The sequence below is a fragment of the Microbulbifer agarilyticus genome (assembly GCF_020171345.1).
GTDB classification, from domain to species: domain Bacteria; phylum Pseudomonadota; class Gammaproteobacteria; order Pseudomonadales; family Cellvibrionaceae; genus Microbulbifer; species Microbulbifer agarilyticus_D.
In genome coordinates, this window is the sequence record NZ_JAIUZM010000001.1 from 256,059 (window position 1) to 275,051 (window position 18,993).

General features: G+C 54.5%; 15 protein-coding genes and 3 tRNA genes. 8 read left to right on the top strand and 10 right to left on the bottom strand.

Translation table 11 applies throughout. The features are described 5' to 3' along the window. Nucleotides 1-16: 16 nt before the first annotated feature. The 8 genes from LCM31_RS01015 to LCM31_RS01050 all read left to right on the top strand — a co-directional run bounded on the left by LCM31_RS01015 (nt 17) and on the right by LCM31_RS01050 (nt 5,287). Nucleotides 17-91, top strand: a tRNA-Gln gene (locus tag LCM31_RS01015). A gap of 219 nt (nt 92-310) precedes the next feature. Beyond that, nucleotides 311-1,243, top strand: a complete 933-nt coding sequence (locus LCM31_RS01020) for a ribose-phosphate pyrophosphokinase (RefSeq protein WP_077401404.1) — start codon at nt 311-313, stop codon at nt 1,241-1,243. A 237-nt stretch (nt 1,244-1,480) separates the two neighbouring features. Next, a complete protein-coding gene (locus tag LCM31_RS01025; RefSeq protein ID WP_222246471.1) occupies nt 1,481-2,113 on the top strand; it encodes a 50S ribosomal protein L25/general stress protein Ctc in 633 nt (210 codons plus the stop codon). 39 nt (nt 2,114-2,152) lie between these two features. After that, complete coding sequence (gene pth, locus LCM31_RS01030; protein WP_224866809.1) at nt 2,153-2,752, top strand: aminoacyl-tRNA hydrolase; 600 nt, start codon at nt 2,153-2,155, stop codon at nt 2,750-2,752. 77 nt (nt 2,753-2,829) lie between these two features. After that, nucleotides 2,830-3,921, top strand: coding sequence for a redox-regulated ATPase YchF (gene ychF / locus LCM31_RS01035; protein WP_224866811.1), 1,092 nt, complete (start codon nt 2,830-2,832; stop codon nt 3,919-3,921). Nucleotides 3,922-4,056: 135 nt separating this feature from the next. Beyond that, on the top strand, nt 4,057-4,971 hold the full coding sequence (locus tag LCM31_RS01040) for a DMT family transporter (protein ID WP_224866813.1): 915 nt from the start codon (nt 4,057-4,059) through the stop codon (nt 4,969-4,971). 128 nt (nt 4,972-5,099) lie between these two features. Next, nucleotides 5,100-5,176: transfer RNA gene (locus LCM31_RS01045), tRNA-Met, on the top strand. A 36-nt stretch (nt 5,177-5,212) separates the two neighbouring features. Beyond that, nucleotides 5,213-5,287: transfer RNA gene (locus LCM31_RS01050), tRNA-Gln, on the top strand. An 82-nt stretch (nt 5,288-5,369) separates the two neighbouring features. On the opposite strand, the gene LCM31_RS01055 is transcribed toward LCM31_RS01050, so the two are convergent. The 10 genes from LCM31_RS01055 to zwf form a co-directional block, all read right to left on the bottom strand. Continuing rightward, nucleotides 5,370-6,410, bottom strand: coding sequence for a sulfite exporter TauE/SafE family protein (locus tag LCM31_RS01055; RefSeq protein WP_224866815.1), 1,041 nt, complete (start codon nt 6,408-6,410; stop codon nt 5,370-5,372). A 15-nt stretch (nt 6,411-6,425) separates the two neighbouring features. Next, nucleotides 6,426-7,946 carry a tryptophan halogenase family protein gene (locus tag LCM31_RS01060; RefSeq protein ID WP_224866817.1) on the bottom strand — a complete coding sequence of 507 codons (1,521 nt, stop codon included), beginning with the start codon at nt 7,944-7,946 and terminating at the stop codon, nt 6,426-6,428. Between the two features lie 6 nt (nt 7,947-7,952). Further along, nucleotides 7,953-9,518: a tryptophan halogenase family protein gene (locus tag LCM31_RS01065; protein ID WP_224866819.1), complete on the bottom strand. Its 1,566-nt coding sequence runs from the start codon at nt 9,516-9,518 to the stop codon at nt 7,953-7,955. Between the two features lie 22 nt (nt 9,519-9,540). Continuing rightward, nucleotides 9,541-10,257: a SapC family protein gene (locus tag LCM31_RS01070; RefSeq protein WP_224866821.1), complete on the bottom strand. Its 717-nt coding sequence runs from the start codon at nt 10,255-10,257 to the stop codon at nt 9,541-9,543. 116 nt (nt 10,258-10,373) lie between these two features. After that, a complete protein-coding gene (locus tag LCM31_RS01075) occupies nt 10,374-12,920 on the bottom strand; it encodes a TonB-dependent receptor (protein ID WP_224866823.1) in 2,547 nt (848 codons plus the stop codon). Between the two features lie 413 nt (nt 12,921-13,333). Then, the gene (gene pyk, locus LCM31_RS01080) at nt 13,334-14,770 is read right to left on the bottom strand and encodes a pyruvate kinase (RefSeq protein WP_224868635.1); all 1,437 of its coding nucleotides are present in this window, start codon (nt 14,768-14,770) and stop codon (nt 13,334-13,336) included. Between the two features lie 175 nt (nt 14,771-14,945). Next, nucleotides 14,946-15,959 carry a type I glyceraldehyde-3-phosphate dehydrogenase gene (gap, locus tag LCM31_RS01085; protein WP_222230265.1) on the bottom strand — a complete coding sequence of 338 codons (1,014 nt, stop codon included), beginning with the start codon at nt 15,957-15,959 and terminating at the stop codon, nt 14,946-14,948. Between the two features lie 115 nt (nt 15,960-16,074). Continuing rightward, nucleotides 16,075-16,704: a bifunctional 4-hydroxy-2-oxoglutarate aldolase/2-dehydro-3-deoxy-phosphogluconate aldolase gene (eda, locus tag LCM31_RS01090; RefSeq protein WP_224866825.1), complete on the bottom strand. Its 630-nt coding sequence runs from the start codon at nt 16,702-16,704 to the stop codon at nt 16,075-16,077. A gap of 59 nt (nt 16,705-16,763) precedes the next feature. Then, nucleotides 16,764-17,474, bottom strand: a complete 711-nt coding sequence (pgl, locus tag LCM31_RS01095; protein WP_224866827.1) for a 6-phosphogluconolactonase — start codon at nt 17,472-17,474, stop codon at nt 16,764-16,766. Nucleotides 17,475-17,520: 46 nt separating this feature from the next. After that, nucleotides 17,521-18,978, bottom strand: a complete 1,458-nt coding sequence (gene zwf / locus LCM31_RS01100) for a glucose-6-phosphate dehydrogenase (RefSeq protein ID WP_224866829.1) — start codon at nt 18,976-18,978, stop codon at nt 17,521-17,523. Nucleotides 18,979-18,993: the final 15 nt, after the last annotated feature.

An 18,993-nucleotide genomic window follows, 5' to 3' on the forward strand; every position in this document is an offset into this window, starting at 1 on the left:
CTAACTGCAACTTTGCTGGGGTGTAGCCAAGCGGTAAGGCAGCGGGTTTTGATCCCGTCATGCGAAGGTTCGAATCCTTCCACCCCAGCCATTTCCTTATTTATAGGTATCCCTACCACCTTGGGGTACAGACGGAGCCTCCGGCCCAGCCGGAAAAATTGGCAACCTAGCCACAACTCGACACTTGCACAACGGTCGCCCAATGAATCGGCAATACAACACCCTGCAAGCAGTTCCCACTCCGTATTCCACCTAATTTTTACTACTATCTTCTATCCCGACGAAAAAGGTACTCGCAGTGGCTGACTTAATGGTCTTCACCGGCAACGCAAACCCGGAACTGGCACAAAAGGTTGTTGAGCATATGGCGATACCGCTGGGGGAAGCAGTGGTTAAGCGCTTCTCCGATGGCGAAATTGCTGTGGAGATTACCGACAACGTGCGCGGCCGCGACGTTTTCGTCGTTCAGTCCACCTGCCAGCCAACCAACCGCAACATCATGGAACTGATCCTGCTGGTTGACGCACTGCGCCGCGCCTCGGCCGGCCGAATTACCGCGGTAGTCCCCTACTTTGGTTACGCCCGCCAGGATCGTCGCGTTCGCTCCCAGCGTGTGCCGATTTCCGCCAAGGTTGTTGCCGACATGATGGTGAGCGTGGGCATCGACCGCGTTCTGACCGTTGACCTGCACGCGGAGCAGATCCAGGGCTTCTTCGACGTGCCAGTGGATAACGTTTACGGCTCCTCCGTGCTGCTCGACGATATTGAGCGCCAGAAGTATGAAGACCTGGTAGTTGTTTCCCCGGACATCGGCGGCGTTGTGCGCGCGCGTGCGGTAGCCAAGAGCCTCGACTGCGAACTGGCAATCATCGACAAACGTCGCCCGGCAGCCAACGTGGCGGAAGTGATGAACATCATCGGTGAAGTCAGCGGCCGCACCTGCCTGCTGGTGGACGACATGGTCGATACCGCCGGCACCCTGTGTAACGCCGCCAAGGCCCTGAAAGATCACGGCGCCAAGAAGGTTGTTGCCTACTGTACCCACCCGGTACTGTCCGGCAAGGCCATCGACAACCTGAACAACTCAGTAATGGATGAACTGGTAGTCACCGACTCCATCCCGCTGGGCGACAAAATGGAGAAGGCTCCCAAGATCCGCCAGCTCACCCTGTCTGCCATGCTGGCCGAATCCATGCGCCGCATCAGCAACGAAGAATCGCTGTCGGCGATGTTTAGATCTTAAGAGTTCCGCTCTTAAGGGCTTCCCGCTCACGCACCGATTAAGAGTCGCCCCCGACTCCCCCGCGATCTTCTCCCCATAAGCGCTGGCATTCGCCGGCGCTTACACTTAGAATACGCGCCCGCCCGGCACTGCCGGGCGTTTACTATTGGGCGTTTCAATAGATTTCGCCTGACTTATAGCAACGCCAGAAGGTTCCGGTCGCAGGTCCTTCTGGACAGACAACCTGAGGTTTACCCCATGTCTGATTTCAAACTGAATGCCAGCCTCCGCTCCGACGAAGGGAAAGGTGCGAGCCGCCGCCTGCGTCGCCTGGAAGCAAAAGTACCGGCCATCATCTACGGTGGCAAAGCTGAGCCGCAGTCCGTTTCTCTGCTGCAGAAAGACCTGTTCAAGGCCCTGGAAAGCGAATCTTTCTACTCTTCCGTCATCACCCTGAGCGTTGAAGGCAAGGAAGAAACCGTGATCCTGCGTGACCTGCAGCGTCACCCGGCCAAAGCGATCCTGCTGCACGCTGACTTCCAGCGCGTATCCGCCAACACCAAAGTACACGTAAAAGTACCGCTGCACTTCCTGAACGAAGACAGCAGCAAAGGCGTTAAGGCCGGCGGTATCGTATCCCACACCCTGACCGAGCTGGACATCACTGCACCGGCTTCCAAGCTGCCTGAGTTCATCGAAGTTGACCTGGCTGACCTGGAACTGGACGGCAACATCCACATTTCCGACATCAAACTGCCGGCTGGCGTTGAGTCTGTGGACCTGGCTCACGGTGAATCCCACGACCTGGTAGTTGCCTCTGTACACAAGCCGCGTGGCGCTGTTGAAGCCGACGCTGAAGCTGCAGAAGGCGAAGAGTCCGGCGAAGAATAAGCCGACTCTCCAAGTCGACTTCTTCTCAGGATAAGCACCTTGAGCAAGGCTCCGGACACGCCCATCCAGTTGATTGTGGGCCTGGGTAACCCAGGCCCGGAATACGACCGGACGCGACACAACGCCGGAGCCGACTTTGTCTCCGAGCTGGCCCGTATTCACGGCACCCAGCTCGCGCCAGACAGCAAGTACCACGGCCACTCCGGCCGTGTGCGGATCGGCGGGCAGGATATCCGCCTGCTGATTCCCACCACCTATATGAATCGCAGTGGCCAAGCAGTGGGCCCACTGGCGAACTTCTTCAAGATTCCCGCCGAAGCTATTCTGGTCGCTCACGACGAGCTGGACCTGCCCTGCGGTACCGCGCGCCTGAAAAAAGGTGGCGGCCACGGAGGCCACAATGGCTTGCGCGATATCATCGCGGCACTGGGAAACAACCGTGAATTCATGCGCCTGCGCCTCGGCATTGACCACCCGGGTAACGCCCGCGATGTGGCCAAGTACGTTTTGCAGCGCGCGCCCCGCACCGAGCAGGACCAGCTGGCGGACGCCATCGATCGCGCGGTGGATGTACTGCCCTCCGCCGCTACTGGCGACTGGAACGGGGCCATGAAAACACTGCACACCAACTCCAAGTAGCGGCTCTTCGCTGCGAAACGTATTCAACGAAAGGCGGCACGCGCAGACGTACCAGCCACACCAACAGGATTCAGACCATGGGTTTTACTTGCGGCATCGTCGGCCTGCCCAATGTGGGCAAATCCACCCTGTTCAATGCCCTGACCAAAGCGGGCATCGACGCAGAGAACTTCCCCTTCTGCACCATCGAACCCAACGCGGGTATCGTGCCGGTACCGGACACGCGCCTGGACAAGCTGGCAGAGATCGTCAACCCGCAGAAGTTGATTCCCACCACCATGGAATTCACCGATATCGCAGGCCTCGTGGCCGGTGCCTCCAAGGGTGAAGGGCTGGGTAACAAGTTCCTCGCCAATATCCGCGAGACCGACGCCATCGCCCACGTGGTGCGCTGCTTCGACAACGACAATGTTATCCACGTAGCCAACCAGGTAAACCCGGTTGCCGATATTGAGGTGATCAACACCGAACTGGCCCTCGCCGACCTGGATACCGTGGAAAAAGCGCTGCAGCGCTACACCCGCGCCGCCAAAGGCCAGGACAAGCACGCGATCAAAATGAAAGCGCTGCTGGAAAAGATCCAGCCGCACCTGGATGAAGCCAAGCCGCTGCGCTCCTTCGGTCTCAGCGAAGACGAACTGGCAGACCTGCGCGAGCTGAGCCTGCTGACCGTTAAGCCCACCATGTACATCGCCAACGTCGATGAAGACGGGTTTGAAGGTAACGCACACCTGGATGCGGTTGCGAAAATCGCCGAGGAAGAAAACGCGGTTCTGGTACCCATCTGCAACAAGCTGGAATCCGAGATCGCCGAACTCGACGACGATGAAAAGCTGGAATTCCTCGAAGAACTGGGCATGGAAGAGCCCGGCCTGAACCGCGTCATCCGCGCCGGCTACGAGCTGCTGGGCCTGCACACCTACTTCACTGCCGGAGTAAAAGAAGTGCGCGCCTGGACCATTCCGCTCGGCGCCACCGCACCGCAGGCCGCGGGTAAGATCCACACCGACTTCGAAAAGGGCTTCATTCGCGCAGAAGTTGTCAGCTACACCGATTTCGTGGACAACAACGGCGAGGCCGGTGCCAAAGAAGCGGGCAAGTGGCGCCTTGAGGGCAAGGAATATATCGTTGCCGACGGCGACGTAGTCCACTTCCGCTTCAACGTTTAAGCCCCTCTCTTCGGCTACTTCCGCTAGCCAATTTCCGGCGGGCGCTCGACCACTTAACTCGAGCGCCTGCCGGAATAACTCGCCACCCGCGCCCCGACTGCCATAGCCGCAACATAACCAACACCAAAGGTTGCCATGCACCAATCCAACTGGAGAATTGGTCTTCCACTCGCCCTCACCACAGCCTTCCTCTGGGGCCTGCTGCCCATCGCCATGAAGGGACTGATCGAGGACATGGATTCCACCACGGTCACCTGGTATCGGTTCTTCGGTGCCGCACTGTTTGCCGGGATCTGGTATGGATGGCGGCAGGAGCTGGACCTGAAAAGCCTTTTTAGCGGCAAGCTTCTGCCCTATACGGTGCTGGCGGTAGGCGGCCTGCTCGCGAACTACATCACCTATGCCACCGGCCTCAATTACATTACCCCGGGTGCACTTCAGGTCCTCATTCAGCTTGCCCCGCTACTCCTGGTGATATTCAGCGTGTTCTGGCTCGGTGAGCGCTTCTCGCCCCGCCAGTGGATGGGTGTCATTCTGGTCTGCGCCGGCCTGCTCATGTTCTTCAACCAGCGCCTGGGAGAACTCTGGGCCGGCGAGGATCGTGAATACCTGATTGGTGTGGGACTGGTGGTGATCGCGGCAATTACCTGGGCGGTTTACGGGCTTTTCCAGAAAAAGATCGTCGCGCAGTCACGCCCCCAGAACCTCCTGATGCTGATCTATGTAGCCGGGACCCTGTGCTTCCTACCAGTCTCCCACCCGGGTACGGCACTGCAACTGGATTGGCTGGGCTGGGGACTCCTCCTGTTCCTGACCGCCAACACCCTCATCGCCTATGGCGCCTTCGCCAAGGCCATGGAGGTATGGGAGGCCTCCAGAGTGAGCGCGACGCTGGCACTGGTTCCGCTGATGACTCTCGGGCTGAGCACGGTTATCGGCGCGATATGGCCGGGTTACATCGACATGGAGCCGATGAACTGGATCAGCTGGGCTGGCGCGATAACCGTTGTACTGGGCTCACTACTGGCCGCCATTGGCCGTGGCCGCTGATCCACTCACTGGATTCTGCGGCAAAAGCGTATTGCGCGCTAAGCTACTGATTAATTTACTAAAAAAGTGTTGACAGCCCCCCGAGGTCGCCCGATAATGCGCGCCCTCGGTTAGCCGAGATTGTTTGTGGCAAGGTAGCTCAGCTGGTTAGAGCGCAGCACTCATAATGCTGAGGTCGGGAGTTCAAGTCTCCCCCTTGCTACCATTTTCTTCTCGTGATTCCAGCATCACGGAACACCACTGGGGTGTAGCCAAGCGGTAAGGCAGCGGGTTTTGATCCCGTCATGCGAAGGTTCGAATCCTTCCACCCCAGCCATCTTTATAAAAAAGGCGATTCCCCCGGGAATCGCCTTTTTTATTTGCCGCCTACTCATCCGAGCCTGCCAGGCTCACATGTATCAAGTCGCCGCAACGGCATCTTCAGTCTCGGAAGACACGGTAAAGTCGCGCTTGCGAAGCTGCTCCCGGCGCAGCCCGAGCGATCTGAGCGCCTCAAAGCCCGCCAGACACGCAACCATCCCGAGAAGCGCCAGTGCCACCCCAGACGCGCCCAGAGAGCCCCACTCGGACACACAGGTCCATACGAACTGAACCACGCACAACAGCGCCACCACCAGCAGCGTGGGCGTGCGCCCTATCAAGCCCACTACAAACACCCCTAACGGCGCCCCAAGGGCCACTACAGGGGCCGCAGCGAGCCAATTGCCCAGCACCCCGGGCTGCCAGTCGCCAGCGACACTCTTGACCGCCACACCAACCACAGAAGAAAACGCCATGATGACCACAGAAGTGGGAATGGCCACCTTCAGATCCACGCGGCTTAACAGCACCAGCGCCGCGTACACCACCATATCAATGCCAACGCCGGTCACCGACACAGCGACAAACCCGGAAGCCGCACCCAGCAGCACACCGATGCGGAAATCCTTCGGGCAACGGGGATCACCATGGTGGTCATGGGCGGTAATCTCACGCAGACGATAGAGGTGCAGTAGACCAAAGCTTCCCCAGATCACCGCAAAGGTCAGCTTTACCCACAGATCCGGCACCAGTGGAGCAAAAAACAATATGCCGATCGGCGTGGCGATCAGACTGCCGAGCAAGGCACCGCGCAGCATCGCCCAGGCAAGCGCCTGCCGACGACAAAATATATAGATACTGGCACTGACCATACCGATGGACTGCACCGCAAAACTGAAATCTCTCCCGAGACTCGCGGGCATATCAAACAAAAGCACCAGCACCGGAAACCCCACCGTACCACCCCCCATAGGGGTAGAACCGGCAGCGTAGCTACCAACGGCCATAGACAGTGCCATGGGCCAGTGTTCGGCGACCAGAGGCCAAAGATCATTGCCGAAGACGTAAACAGCCCACAGAGAATAGAACACAGCGAGCCACAGCAACCAGGGCAAAAAACGGGACAAGATGAACTTCATAAACTGAACCCACACTCAACGCTGGGCATGCACAAGCTGCAGAAACCTGTCATGTGTCATTGAGGCAGCTTTCGCACGATCCACAAGCTGCTCAAAACGCCCAAATATGGCGCCAACTTCCGTATCAGACATGGAAAAACGGGGAGAGGGATAATGCTGCATCCCGTACAGCACATAACGATAATTCGTATCGGTGAAGATACTCGCATAGCTACCGGCAAAATCCTGATATTCACAGATCTTGTGTTTCCACAGAGGCAATCTGGAGTTCAACCAGTGACACCCCTCAACGGTCGCAGGAGCGTTGCGCCAAAATTCAGTATCATCACGATCAGACAAGCAATAGTGCAGGACAATGAACTGCTTTAGGTCTTGGTAAAAGCCGCGCATTTTTTCATTATATGAAGCACGCAACACATCACTTCCGTCATCGCCCGCTAGGTGCGTTGCAAGCAAACTCACACCCAAGTGAATCATGTGCAGGCCTGTAGACTCCAAAGGCTCAATGAAGCCCCCGGACAACCCAACTGCAACACAGTTTCCAACCCAAGTATCCTTTCTGCAGCCAACCTTCATATCCAAATGCGTACATTTGATTACGCTAGTCTCAGCCCCCAAAAAACTCCGCAACTCATTTTCGGCCTGCTCCGGCGACAGCCGGCTACTGTCATAGACATAGCCACTGCCCTGCCGATTAACTAGATCGATTTGCCAAGCCCAACCACTGGATAGCGCTGTAGCAACCGTATACGGGCGCGGGGCCGCACCTTCTGGCATCTCCCGCTGAATAGCGACAGCCTTATCGCAAGGCAAAACGTCAGAGAACGACTCCCAATTATCTTTCTGAAGCTTATCGATTAATAAACCGCGAAATCCTGTGCAATCAACAAAGAAGTCCCCCGCCAAGCTTCCCTGATCCGTTGTAACTGAAAGAATCTCCCCCTGCTCAACCTCAGCATCGAGAACAGTTGATTCAATATGGCAAACGCCTTGCTCGACCGCTTTTCGGCGAAGAAAACGCGCCAAAAGCGTTGCATCGAGATGGTAGCCGTAAGGCGCAATGGCTTGAAACTGGGGAGAGGAGCCACTCTTTGGGCACTGCGCCGATTTAATTAGGTGAGAATTTAAGCTGACACCTTCATCATAACGCTGCCGGTCAGATCGCCTCCCGACGAACCATGCCGTAGAAATATCTACCGAGCCACCGGGTTGCTGCTGGTCAAACGGATGAAAATACTCATGAGTATTACCATCAACAGGCTTCATCCAGTTGCGGAACATTATCCCCGACTTGATGGTTGCATTCGTCTCCGCCATTAACTCACGTTCATCCAACCCCATAGCAGCAAAAAAGAATCGAATGCTGTGAACGGTAGCTTCTCCAACCCCGATAATTCCAATATCTGGGCTTTCTATGACATTGATCTGGTAGTTTTTGACATCGCGATTGAAATAGCGATTGAGGTAAATTGCGGTCATCCATCCCGCACTACCACCACCTACAATATTCAATATTTTGATCGCGCGAGACTTCATAGTTTGTTAAATTTTTTGTAGGCCGTATTTTTTAATACGCTCAATAAGCACCCGGTGCTCAGGCAACGCACCTAGCAACTGCTTAGAGAACATCGAAATTTCTTGAATTCTGTTCACAGCATCTGACATACCCGTGTACCGCCCAGAAAACCCTGCCGACAGGGTCGTCTCAAATTCCATTCCGTATAGAACGTACTGGTAGTTTGCCAGATTAAAAATTCCGAATTTACTCGGAAAATCATATGCGCTAGGCGGCTGAAACCTCCAGAGAGCTAACTTTTCCTGGAGCGAATCAGGAATTGAGCGTGCGTCACAGTTATCAATCCAAAACGCATGATCCCGGCGTCCACTAATGCAATAGTGCAATTTGATAAAGTCAATTACACAATCCCATGAGTACTGGACAGCCTGATTAAATTGTTTTGCCACTATCGGCATTACCGACTTGTTTGCCGGAAAAGTATCCGCGAGCATCCGCGCGGTGGCATCGTAAACGAGAATGCCTGTTGCCTCTAAAGGCTCAACAAAACCCTGGGACAAACCAATCGCCACACAATTATTTTGCCAAAAGGTTTCGCGATAGCCGACTCGCATCGGGATTTTTCGAATAGATAGGTCACCCTTTTGATCACCAAGATAGCTCCGGAAAACGGATTCTGCCCGATCGTGGCTAGTGTGATCGCTAGAGTATACATACCCGGTACCGCGGCGCTCAGATAGACCAATATCCCATACCCAGCCACTTTCTTGAGCGGTGGATATAGTAAAGCTTGGAATCGGGACACCCTTGCTCTTATATGGTATTTGCGCAGCCAACGCATAGTCCGCAAACAATACATCGCGCTGATCTACGAACTTCACCCCTAACGACTGCCCCAGCAGAAGTGAGGCGAAGCCCGTACAGTCGACGAATAAATCTGCTTCCAGCAGTTCACCCGCAGCGGTTTTAACCGCAGAAATATTTCCACACTCATCGCGCAGAACACTCTGCACGTCCGCAAGCAGGTGCTTTACGCCCAGCTTCTCTACACCATGCCGTGTGAGTAAGCGCGCGAATTTAGCCGCATCTAGATGATAAGCGTAACTGGTATGCCCCTCGTATTCAGGCACTGTCATATCTTTGGGGCCAAGCCCACTGTCACAGACAGCACCCTGTACAGATACGGCATCTACGTAGCTACAATCTGCCGCACCTTGCAACCAGTAAGGTGTTAAATCGCCAAACTGGCTATCCGGGTAATCAAAAATATGGTGGTAGTAGTCTGCACCAGGTGCACCGGGGGGGCGGACCCAATTCGCAAACTTGATGCCCTGCTTGAATGTGGCATCACACTCACGCACAAATTCGGTTTCACTGATGCCGAGGTAACGGAGGGAATCCCTAATCGCTGGGACCGTACCTTCACCAACACCAATTGTGGGAATATTTTCAGACTCGACTAGCGTAACCTGAACGCCAGTTGGGGAGGAGGAGGCTAGCTTTTTAGCAAGGTGACAAGCTGACAACCAGCCAGCTGTGCCACCTCCGACTATCAATATACGTTTGATTTGCTCACTGCTATCGATAGTCATGCTATTGAACTGAGTTCAAAAATTAAACACCAGCCTGCATTTTGGCCAGTCGGGAGAACTGATGCATAGAGCCCAGCTGCGCGTACAGTGGCGGCAGGAAGCCACGCTTGCGGAAGTCCGCAAAGTCTTCTTCGCTCAGCTCGTTCAACTTCTTCTCGTCGATCATGTAAATACCGGTCAGATTGATCTTCTCACCACCAGCATTAACTGCAACGTTCTGAGTGGTCAGCAGGTCCTTCTCGGCCAAAATCGCGATGAAAGCCTTGGTCATCTGGTCACTTTCCAGGTAGCCCACCAAAGACTCTTTCTTAGCCTTCAGGTACTCAGACTCTTCACCAGCGTCGTCGAACAGGGCATTCCCCTCTTCTTCGCCGACAACCGGGCTGTTCTCTACCAGGCCAACCATCAATTTCTCTTTATCTTCGCCGGCAGGAGCCAAAACGAAAGGATGGTTGCGCACGGCACCCGGAACGAAAACACCTTTCCAGCTTTCGCCATCAACAAACAGGTTTTCGCCTACTTTCAGGCTCAAAAGTGCAACAGATTGGAATTGTCCAGTATCGGAGTTCTTCACGAAAACGATTGGGTATTCAGCACCCAGACGAGAGAACTCATGGGCAGTTACCGGCACCATGTGAGCCTCTTTTACGTGCTCAAAGGTCCCCAATTCACGAACTTTCAGCTTACCGTGAACATCACTGCGCAATGGTACGATTTTTGGGGCTTCTACAGTGGCCATACAACACCTTATTCAATTGGAAGTTATTCTAAAAAGCCCGCCTAGTATATTTTTCATACGAAAAAAGGGAAGCAAAAACTTCCCTTTTTCCGTCACATCACGAAATTACTTCGCTATTAGAACTTGTAGGAAGCTCCAATGTTGATGCGGCGAGCAGTTTCGTACTCATACAGCGGAAAACCGCCGGTGAAACCGCTTCCTGGAGCAGGCTCAGCATTGTTACCCAGCTGAACAGACTCTTCTGCCAGCAGGTTGTTCACGTCGAGCTTAACATCCAGGTTCTCAGTGGCATACCAAACAGCACTCAGGTCGAGGCTACCGAAATCGTCGTGCAGACGATTGCCGTATGCACCGGACTCACGAATCATATACTCACTGCGCCAGTTGTATGCAACACGAGCGGAGAACATGTCATTTTCGTAGTAACCAGTCAGGTTATACACGTTCTCAGAGCTATCACTCAGGAACGGATTACCATCAGTGAAGGTTGCTTCATCGGTATCCGTATCTGTCCAAGTGTAGTTCACGATAGCGCCGAAACCGTTACCGAAGTCTTGCTGGTAACCCAATTCGATACCAGTGATCTCAGCACTTTCGCCGTTGTCTTTTTCCTGAACAGTCCAACCGAAGGGCACTTCACTATCAGGCAGCTCGAACGGAATCTCGCTGGCGGAAGCACTGTACTCGCTGATGGTTACAAAGTTGCTAACGTCTTTGTAGAAGATACCACCAGAGATCAGGGAGCCTTCAGCAAAATAGTACTCAACACCCAGGTCAAACTGGTTAGCCAGGAAAGGCTCCAGACCAACGTTACCAACTACCCAGAACTGGTTGTTGTCGATTTCGTCATTAGCACCGATGGGGCTCGGGTTAACATACATGTCTACGTACTGCGGACGAGCCATTACCTTGGCGGCGGCAGCGCGAACAATAACGTCCTCGCTCAGGTTGTATGCCAGGTTAAAGCTCGGCAAAACAACAGAGTAGTCAGCATCGGTTTCAGTGCGCACACCATCAATGTAGTAAGTGGAGGTAGCGTCGGTAGTTACATAGCGCAAACCGAAGTTACCGCGTACATCACCCACCTCGTAGGTAGCCATGGCGTAGATTGCAGAGTTAGTCTCGTCAATCTCGCTGTAGGAGCCCAGGTCCTCAACCTTGCCGGTGATAGAGGATTTGGCCCACGCCTTCAGTGCGTCAGCGTTCATGCGAGGAATCTGGTAGCTGCCAGCACCGGCATCGATAGCGCCGTTGATGATACCGTCGGTAGAGATTACCGGATCGAAACCATCGGCCTGAGTGAACACAAAACGACGGCTGGTGGAGTTATGATCGGCTGTCTTAATACCGGTTTTGATGGAATTGATCGCACCAAACTCTACATCAAACTCAACATCCGCCTGGAAGTAGCTCTCTTCGTCAGTTTTCGGAGTCGCATTGAAATTGGCACCGGTACCCATTGCCAGGGAGCCCGGATCATAGCTACCCATGTCGAATCCGTTCAGGTCCCAAGACTGGCCGCCACCGAAGAAGTCATAGCTAGCGCCGTCCAGCGCAAAGCCGCCGGAACCGTCGTCTACAACCATTTCAAAGTCGGTACCACCGGTAGAGGAGGTAGAACCCGCCTGGAAGCTCGCCTCGTAACCCTCACCAGAGTAAGTCACGGACAGGTCGACTACGTCAGAGTTCATGGTTGCTTCACGCGGACGCGCCTGCAGGTAAGCCACGTTCAACGGACCACGCGCAGTAGTACCATTGATCTGGTCTGCGGGATCAACGTCAACGCCACACCAGCCACAGTTGCCCTGAGTCAGCCACAGCGCGTAGTTGGTGTTATCGGCCTCCATCTGCATATCGATGGCATTCAGCACGATATCCAAGTTTTCAGTAGGCTGGTACTGGAAAGTAGCATTCAGCGCAGAGCGCTTACGCTCCTGCTCAAACGCAACTGGACCGGCACCCCACTCCCAAAACGCTTCGTTACCTTGACGCTGCAGCAAACGCTCTTGGGAAACGGCAGAAACTAGGACACCAAAGGTCTCAGAATCGTTTTTCCAGCTCGCCAGACCAGAGAACTGCGGATCGGTGGAGTCAGAATCAGACTGACGGGAAGCTTCTACAGAAGCCTGGAGAGTCAAAGAATCAAGATCCAGAGGCTTGCGAGTATTGATAACTACGGTACCACCCACACCGCCTTCTGCGATGTCAGCCTGGGAGGTCTTGTACACTTCGATGTTGCCAACCAGCTCGGAAGGCAGCAGTTCATAGTTGAAGCTACGCTTGGCAGGCTCTAGTACAAACCAACCGGTAGACGCAACGTTCTGGCCGTTCAGCGTGGTAAGAGTCAGGTCATTACCGGCACCACGGATAGATACCGCTGCGCCTTCGCCGAACTGGCGCTGGATAGTTACACCAGGAACGCGCTGCAGAGATTCCGCAACGTTTTTGTCTGGGAACTTGCCAATATCTTCAGCAGAGATCGCGTCCACAATAGAGTAGGAATCGCGTTTGGTGCTGATTGCATCTTGCAGAGCTCCACGAATACCAGTAACGGTAACTTCTTCGAGAGCGTCAGTTTGCTGGGCTACTGCCAGCGGAGCCATCAGGCCACCACTCAGTACAGCCGCACTGATCGAGAGAGCGAGTTTGTTGCGCTTAAGCATCGATTTCCCCTTCCTTTTTTATAGATATAAAGGTTTGGCTAGAAACTTTTTATTCACCTTGTACCGCCAAATGATAGCGCTGTCATTTGATGTTTTTGATAGCGCTGTCATTCTCACGATCGACAATACACACTCTGAAAAAAAAAAGCTACCGCTCCGGCGGGAAAATATCTGGGTAATTGTCGTATTTCTATGCTCACTAACTGTCATTTGTGACAGTTCAGAGTGATATTTACTCGGAATTCGCGCCACCACAGTACAAAATTTGTACAGCACTACTTGACCGACCATCCATCTGCGCGCCCGCTATTCTGACGGCTCCCGCTTGCCGCCAAAGTGCGGAACGCGAAACAGTCCGGCATAAAAAAACCCCGGCAAGACCGGGGTTTTCAAGCGATAGGTCAATCTCGAACCTATTCGATTTCCTTGATGCGCATGGAGCTGGTACCGCCGCCCATGTTCAGGCGCTCACCCTGGGTAATCAGGATACGCTGGCCCTTTTCCAGGTCGATACGCGAACCCAGTACCTCAACGATCGCGTCGGTCAGATGGCCGAGCGGCACCGACGCCGGGTCAAATTCGATCGGCTCTACACCGCGCAGCAATACCAACTGGCGGGCGACGCGCGAATGACGAGTCATGGCAAAAATCGGCAGCTGGCTGGTGGCACGGGACATGATGCGCGGAGTACGGCCTGATTCGGTCAGTGCCGCTACCGCACACAGGTTCTCAACCCGGGCCGCAGATTCAATTGCCGCCTGTGCAATCACGGTGTCAATAGTCACGGAGGAAGAACGGTCTGCAGCCGGGCGAGAGGTCGTACCCAGGTACTGCTCTGCACCAACAACCACTTCCGCCATGGATTCGACCGCCGCTACCGGGAAGTCGCCAGCGGCGGTTTCCGCGGACAGCATCACTGCGTCGGTACCATCGAGAACCGCGTTGGCCACGTCCATCACTTCAGCGCGGGTCGGGGTCGGATTGGTGATCATGGACTCCATCATTTGAGTCGCAGTAATCACGCCGCGGTTCAGTTCATTGGCGCGGTTGATCAGTTTTTTCTGCACGCCCACCAGCGCTGAATCACCGATTTCTACACCCAGGTCACCACGGGCCACCATGATTACGTCAGACGCCAGGATAATACCGTCCATCTGTTCGTCATCGTTGACCGCTTCGGCGCGCTCCACCTTAGCGACGATCGCTGCGTTACTGCCCGCTTCGCGCATCGCCTTGCGAGCGATCTCCAGGTCTTCCCCGCTGCGCGGGAAGCTCACTGCGAGGAAATCCACATCCAACTCGGCGGCGAGTTTGATATCGCCGTAGTCTTTTTCGGTAAGCGCCGGCGCAGACAGGCCACCACCAAGCAGGTTAATGCCCTTGTTGTTGGACAACTTGCCACCCTGCAGTACGCGACAGAACAGCTTGCTATTGGTGCCACCAGTGACTTCCAGACGAATCTTGCCATCGTCCAACAGCAGAATATTACCGGGCTTGCAGTCTGCAATAAGCGAAGGGTAATCGACACCCACACGCTGCTGGTTACCGCCCTCTTTCGGGCAATCGGCATCGAGGGTGAACTCGGCGTTGTTTTCCAGAAAGATGCTGCCTTCTGCAAAACGGGCAATCCGGATTTTGGGGCCCTGCAGGTCGCCTAGAACGGCAACCAGTTTGTTTTGCTCTGCAGCGGCGCGGCGCACTTCTTCCACACGTTTGCGGTGGTCATCGGCACTGCCGTGGGAAAAATTCAGGCGCACAACATTTACGCCGGCGCGGATAATCTCGTCAATTACACGTGGCTTGTCAGTGCCCGGGCCGAGTGTGGCAACAATTTTTGTATGGCGAATCATAGTGGTGGTTTTGTATTTGAATGTGAAGTGAGACCGATTCATTGTGGTCGCAGTCATCGTTGACCGCTTACCTTGCTACCAAACCCGCTAGCAAGGTCAAAAATAGGCCCGGGTAAGTCTTGCACTCACCCGGGCTGGATAACAAAACGTTATCCCGCTGCTATTACAGAAGTAATTACAGACCTTGCGCTTTGGCCATGGCCAGGCTGGTGTCGAGCATACGGTGAGAGAAGCCCCACTCATTGTCGTACCAGGACATCACTTTCACCAGGTTACCGTTTACACGGGTGTGGTTGGCGTCAAAGTGGCTGGAAGCTGCAGTGTGGTTAAAGTCCACAGAAACCAGAGGCTGATCGCAGTACGACAGCACACCACCTTTCATGGTGCCGGCAGCGTCCTGAAGAATCGCATTGATTTCATCCGCAGTGGTTTCGCGGCTAGCAATAAACTGGCAGTCGACCAGGGAAACATTGTTCACCGGTACACGTACCGCCATGCCGTCCAGCTTGCCCTGCAGTTCCGGCAGTACCAGACCTACCGCGGCAGCCGCGCCGGTTTTGGTCGGAATCATGTTGTCTGCAGCTGCACGTGCACGATAAATATCTTTGTGCACCGCATCCTGGGTGTTCTGATCGTTGGTATAGGCGTGCACAGTGGTCATAAAGCCACGCTCGATACCAATCGCTTCGTTCAGTACCTTGGCAACCGGGGCCAGGCAATTAGTGGTACAGGAAGCGTTGGACACAACTTTGTGCTCTGCAGTCAGTTTGTCGTCGTTCACACCGTAAACCACGGTCAGATCGGCGTCCTTGGAGGGAGCAGAAATCAGTACTGCTTTTGCGCCGGCTTCCATGTGCTTGGAGGCTGCGGCCTTGTCGGTGAACAGGCCGGTACACTCAAGTACCAGGTCCACTTCCAGCTCCGCCCATGGCAAGGCGGCCGGGTCGCGCTCCTGGCAAACTTTTACGGTGTCGCCACCAATAACCAGGTTCTCACCGTCGACCACGACTTCAGTATTGAAGCGGCCATGTACGGTATCGAAGCGGGTCAGGTGGGCATTGGCTTCCACCGGTGCCAGATCGTTAATCGCAACCAGCTGGATACGGTCGTTATAGCCAGACTCGTAAATTGCACGAGTGACATTGCGGCCAATACGTCCATATCCGTTAATAGCAATTCTGAGTTTCATATCGCTACACCCTTTGTCTTGTAAAGTTTATGAATTTTGTATCGCGACGCTGAGTGCAAATTCCCCCCCAGCGCTTTGTCTCAATCTTGAAATTCTCGAATCCGTTGAGACTGAATCAGCCTTTCAACTGGGACGCCTCTTTCGCGAGACGTGTGATCTCAGCCCAGTTCTTTTCTGCCACCAGTTTCGGGGCCGCCATCCAGGAACCGCCAACACAAACAACGTTGGACAGGTTCAGGTAGTCCATCGCATTTTTGGCACCAATGCCGCCGGTGGGGCAGAACTTGACTTGGCCCAGCGGACCACCGATGGACTTCAGCATCGGCACACCGCCGGCCGCTTCCGCGGGGAAGAACTTCTGGTAGCCATAACCACGCTCCAACAGGCGCATAACGTCGGATGGATTGGCAGCGCCCGGCAACATGGGTACCGAGACGTCAGCAGCGGCATCCAGCAGAGCGTCGGTCGCACCCGGGCTCACCATAAAGGTCGCGCCGGCATCCACGGAGCGGCGGATGTCACCAGCATTCAATACGGTGCCCGTACCTACGTGCGCATCCGGCAAATGCTTGGCAATTTCTTCTACCGCGGCCAGCGCCGCTTCGGTGCGCAGAGTGACTTCCAGTACGTTCAGGCCACCTTCTACCAGTGCCTGCGCCAGCGGCAGTGCATCACTCACGTTATCGATCACGATTACCGGCACTACGCCAGCCTGCTCCAATACGGGTACAAGACTCTCTTGCATGGTCAATTCCTAAAACTTGCCTAATTCGTTGTTATTCAAATGATCCAGGGCCCAATAGATTAAGGTGCCCAGTACACAGTGACCGGCTTTGATCCCTGTTTGAGAATGCTGCGTACTGGCATCTCCAGCACGTCGTCGCCCAGCAGTGCCTGGCGATATACTTTCAGCTTCTCTTCACCGGAGATCAGCAGTTTGATTTCTTTTGCCTGCAAAATTGCGGCAAGTGTCAGTGTCATGCGTTCTGTGTGCACACCGGTGACCGCACTTTGTTTCGCAGTAATGGCTTTGCACAGCTTTTCACTTTTCGGATCGAGCGCCTCTTCCAATCCTTCCGCGTAGGGAAAGAAGGAAGCGGTGTGGCCATCGTTACCCATGCCCAGCACACACACGTCGAAAGGACGCGGCAACTCTTGAAAGGCGCGTTCACAATCCGCCTCACCTGCCGCCGGCGTGGCCGCAGAATTTTTCATACCCAGACACGGAGCCTTGGCTGCTTCGTTTTGCAGCAGGGTATTTGAAATAAATGCCAGATTACTGCCCGCTTCGTCTTTCTCGACCCAGCGCTCATCCACCAAGGCTACGTTGACCTTCTCCCACGGGAGTGGTCGACGAGACAGTTCGCGATAAACCGGTTCGGGCGAGCTTCCGCCACTCACCAGGAACGTCGCCTGGCCGTTCGCCTTAATACCTTCGTGCAGTGCAGCAGCACACTCGTTGGCGAGCGCCAGTGTCAGGCGCTCTCTATCTGCAAAAAACTTTTCTTCAACCATGTCTTGTGACCGATTTTGAAATTAATTCTTTCACTGAATATTTCGATTAAGGGTTAAACCAGTGGTGGCCATTTTCCGCCAACAGTTGATTGGAGGCCTGCGGCCCCCAGGTACCCGCACGATAAAGCTGCGGCTGGTTGTTGGTTTCGCGCCAGCGATCCATGATGGGATCGACCCATGCCCACGCCGCCGCGACTTCGTCGCGATGGATAAACAGCGCCGAATTATTCGCCGCCGCATCCAGCATCAGGCGCTTGTAAGCATCACTCTTGAAGCTGTCGTAGGTTTCAGACAGTGACAGGTTCAATTCAACTGGTTGCAGCTCCATGGTGAGGCTGTCCATCTTTTTCGCCATCAGTACCAGCTTGATGCTCTCTTCGGGCTGCAGGCGAATCACCAGGCGGTTTGGCAACACCTCACCCGCTTCCGGCTGATACACACTATGGGAAACATTCTTGTACTGAATAACAATTTCCGCACAGCGCTCTTCCATACGCTTGCCGGTGCGCAGATAGAACGGCACGCCGGTCCAACGCCAGTTGTCGATATGCGCACGAATGGCAACGAACGTTTCGGTTGTACTATTGGGCGCTTTCAATTCTTCCAGATAGCCCGGCACCAGCTCTTTGCCCAGGCCGCCGGCCACGTACTGACCACGCACAATATTTTCATCGACATCGTCGTCGGTCAGCGGACGCAGTGCTTCCAGCACCTTGATTTTTTCGGAACGGATATTGCGGGCAGACATGCTGTTGGGCGATTCCATCGCGATCAGGCACAACAGCTGTAGCAGGTGGTTCTGAACCATGTCGCGCATTGCGCCAGTGTCATCGTAGAAACCGGCACGGCCTTCGAGGCCCACTGTTTCATTAATACTGATCTGAATTTGTTCAATGGTCTTGGCGTCCCACAGGTGCTCGAACAGTACATTGCTAAAGCGCAGCGCCAACAGGTTCTGGACCGTTTCCTTTCCCAGATAGTGGTCGATACGGAAAATACTTTCTTCGCGGAAGTACTCTGCGATCTTGCTGTTAATTTCGTCAGAGGTTTTGGCGTTGTAGCCCAGTGGCTTCTCTACCACAACGCGGGAGTTTTCGTGAATCAAACCTTTGACAGACAGGTTTTCACAGCAGGGACCGAACACGGCCGGCGGAATCGCCAGATAAAACAGACGGGTGCGCTCGATATCGTTGCCCAGCAAATCTACCAATACATCCCACTGCTCATCGGGCTTGGAGATATCCAGGGCAACCGCGCGCAGCAGCGGACTGAAAGCTTTCCATTGCTTATCCGAGTACTCACCGTCGCGCAGGTGGGTTTTCAGCGCCTGCTGTGCGGTATTCATGTATGCATCGGCATCTTCCGGGCGACGACATACCGGAAAAATGCGAGTGCCCTTGTCGAGGCCACCTTCGATAAATGCGCGGTACAACGCGGGAATTAATTTGCGCAGTGACAGATCTCCGCCGCCACCAAACAGTACCATGTCGAATGCTTTTGCCATTGCTCTGCTCTCAAA

Excerpts from the sequence above, each read along its gene's own strand:
- LCM31_RS01020 (WP_077401404.1), top strand. The coding sequence starts at position 311 with ATGGTCTTCACCGGCAACGCAAACCCGGAACTGGCACAAAAGGTTGTT.
- LCM31_RS01025 (WP_222246471.1), top strand. The coding sequence starts at position 1,481 with ATGTCTGATTTCAAACTGAATGCCAGCCTCCGCTCCGACGAAGGGAAA.
- ychF (WP_224866811.1), top strand. The coding sequence starts at position 2,830 with ATGGGTTTTACTTGCGGCATCGTCGGCCTGCCCAATGTGGGCAAATCC.
- LCM31_RS01040 (WP_224866813.1), top strand. The coding sequence starts at position 4,057 with ATGCACCAATCCAACTGGAGAATTGGTCTTCCACTCGCCCTCACCACA.
- LCM31_RS01055 (WP_224866815.1), bottom strand. The coding sequence starts at position 6,410 with ATGAAGTTCATCTTGTCCCGTTTTTTGCCCTGGTTGCTGTGGCTCGCT.
- LCM31_RS01060 (WP_224866817.1), bottom strand. The coding sequence starts at position 7,946 with ATGAAGTCTCGCGCGATCAAAATATTGAATATTGTAGGTGGTGGTAGT.
- LCM31_RS01065 (WP_224866819.1), bottom strand. The coding sequence starts at position 9,518 with ATGACTATCGATAGCAGTGAGCAAATCAAACGTATATTGATAGTCGGA.
- LCM31_RS01070 (WP_224866821.1), bottom strand. The coding sequence starts at position 10,257 with ATGGCCACTGTAGAAGCCCCAAAAATCGTACCATTGCGCAGTGATGTT.
- LCM31_RS01075 (WP_224866823.1), bottom strand. The coding sequence starts at position 12,920 with ATGCTTAAGCGCAACAAACTCGCTCTCTCGATCAGTGCGGCTGTACTG.
- pyk (WP_224868635.1), bottom strand. The coding sequence starts at position 14,770 with ATGATTCGCCATACAAAAATTGTTGCCACACTCGGCCCGGGCACTGAC.
- gap (WP_222230265.1), bottom strand. The coding sequence starts at position 15,959 with ATGAAACTCAGAATTGCTATTAACGGATATGGACGTATTGGCCGCAAT.
- eda (WP_224866825.1), bottom strand. The coding sequence starts at position 16,704 with ATGCAAGAGAGTCTTGTACCCGTATTGGAGCAGGCTGGCGTAGTGCCG.
- pgl (WP_224866827.1), bottom strand. The coding sequence starts at position 17,474 with ATGGTTGAAGAAAAGTTTTTTGCAGATAGAGAGCGCCTGACACTGGCG.
- zwf (WP_224866829.1), bottom strand. The coding sequence starts at position 18,978 with ATGGCAAAAGCATTCGACATGGTACTGTTTGGTGGCGGCGGAGATCTG.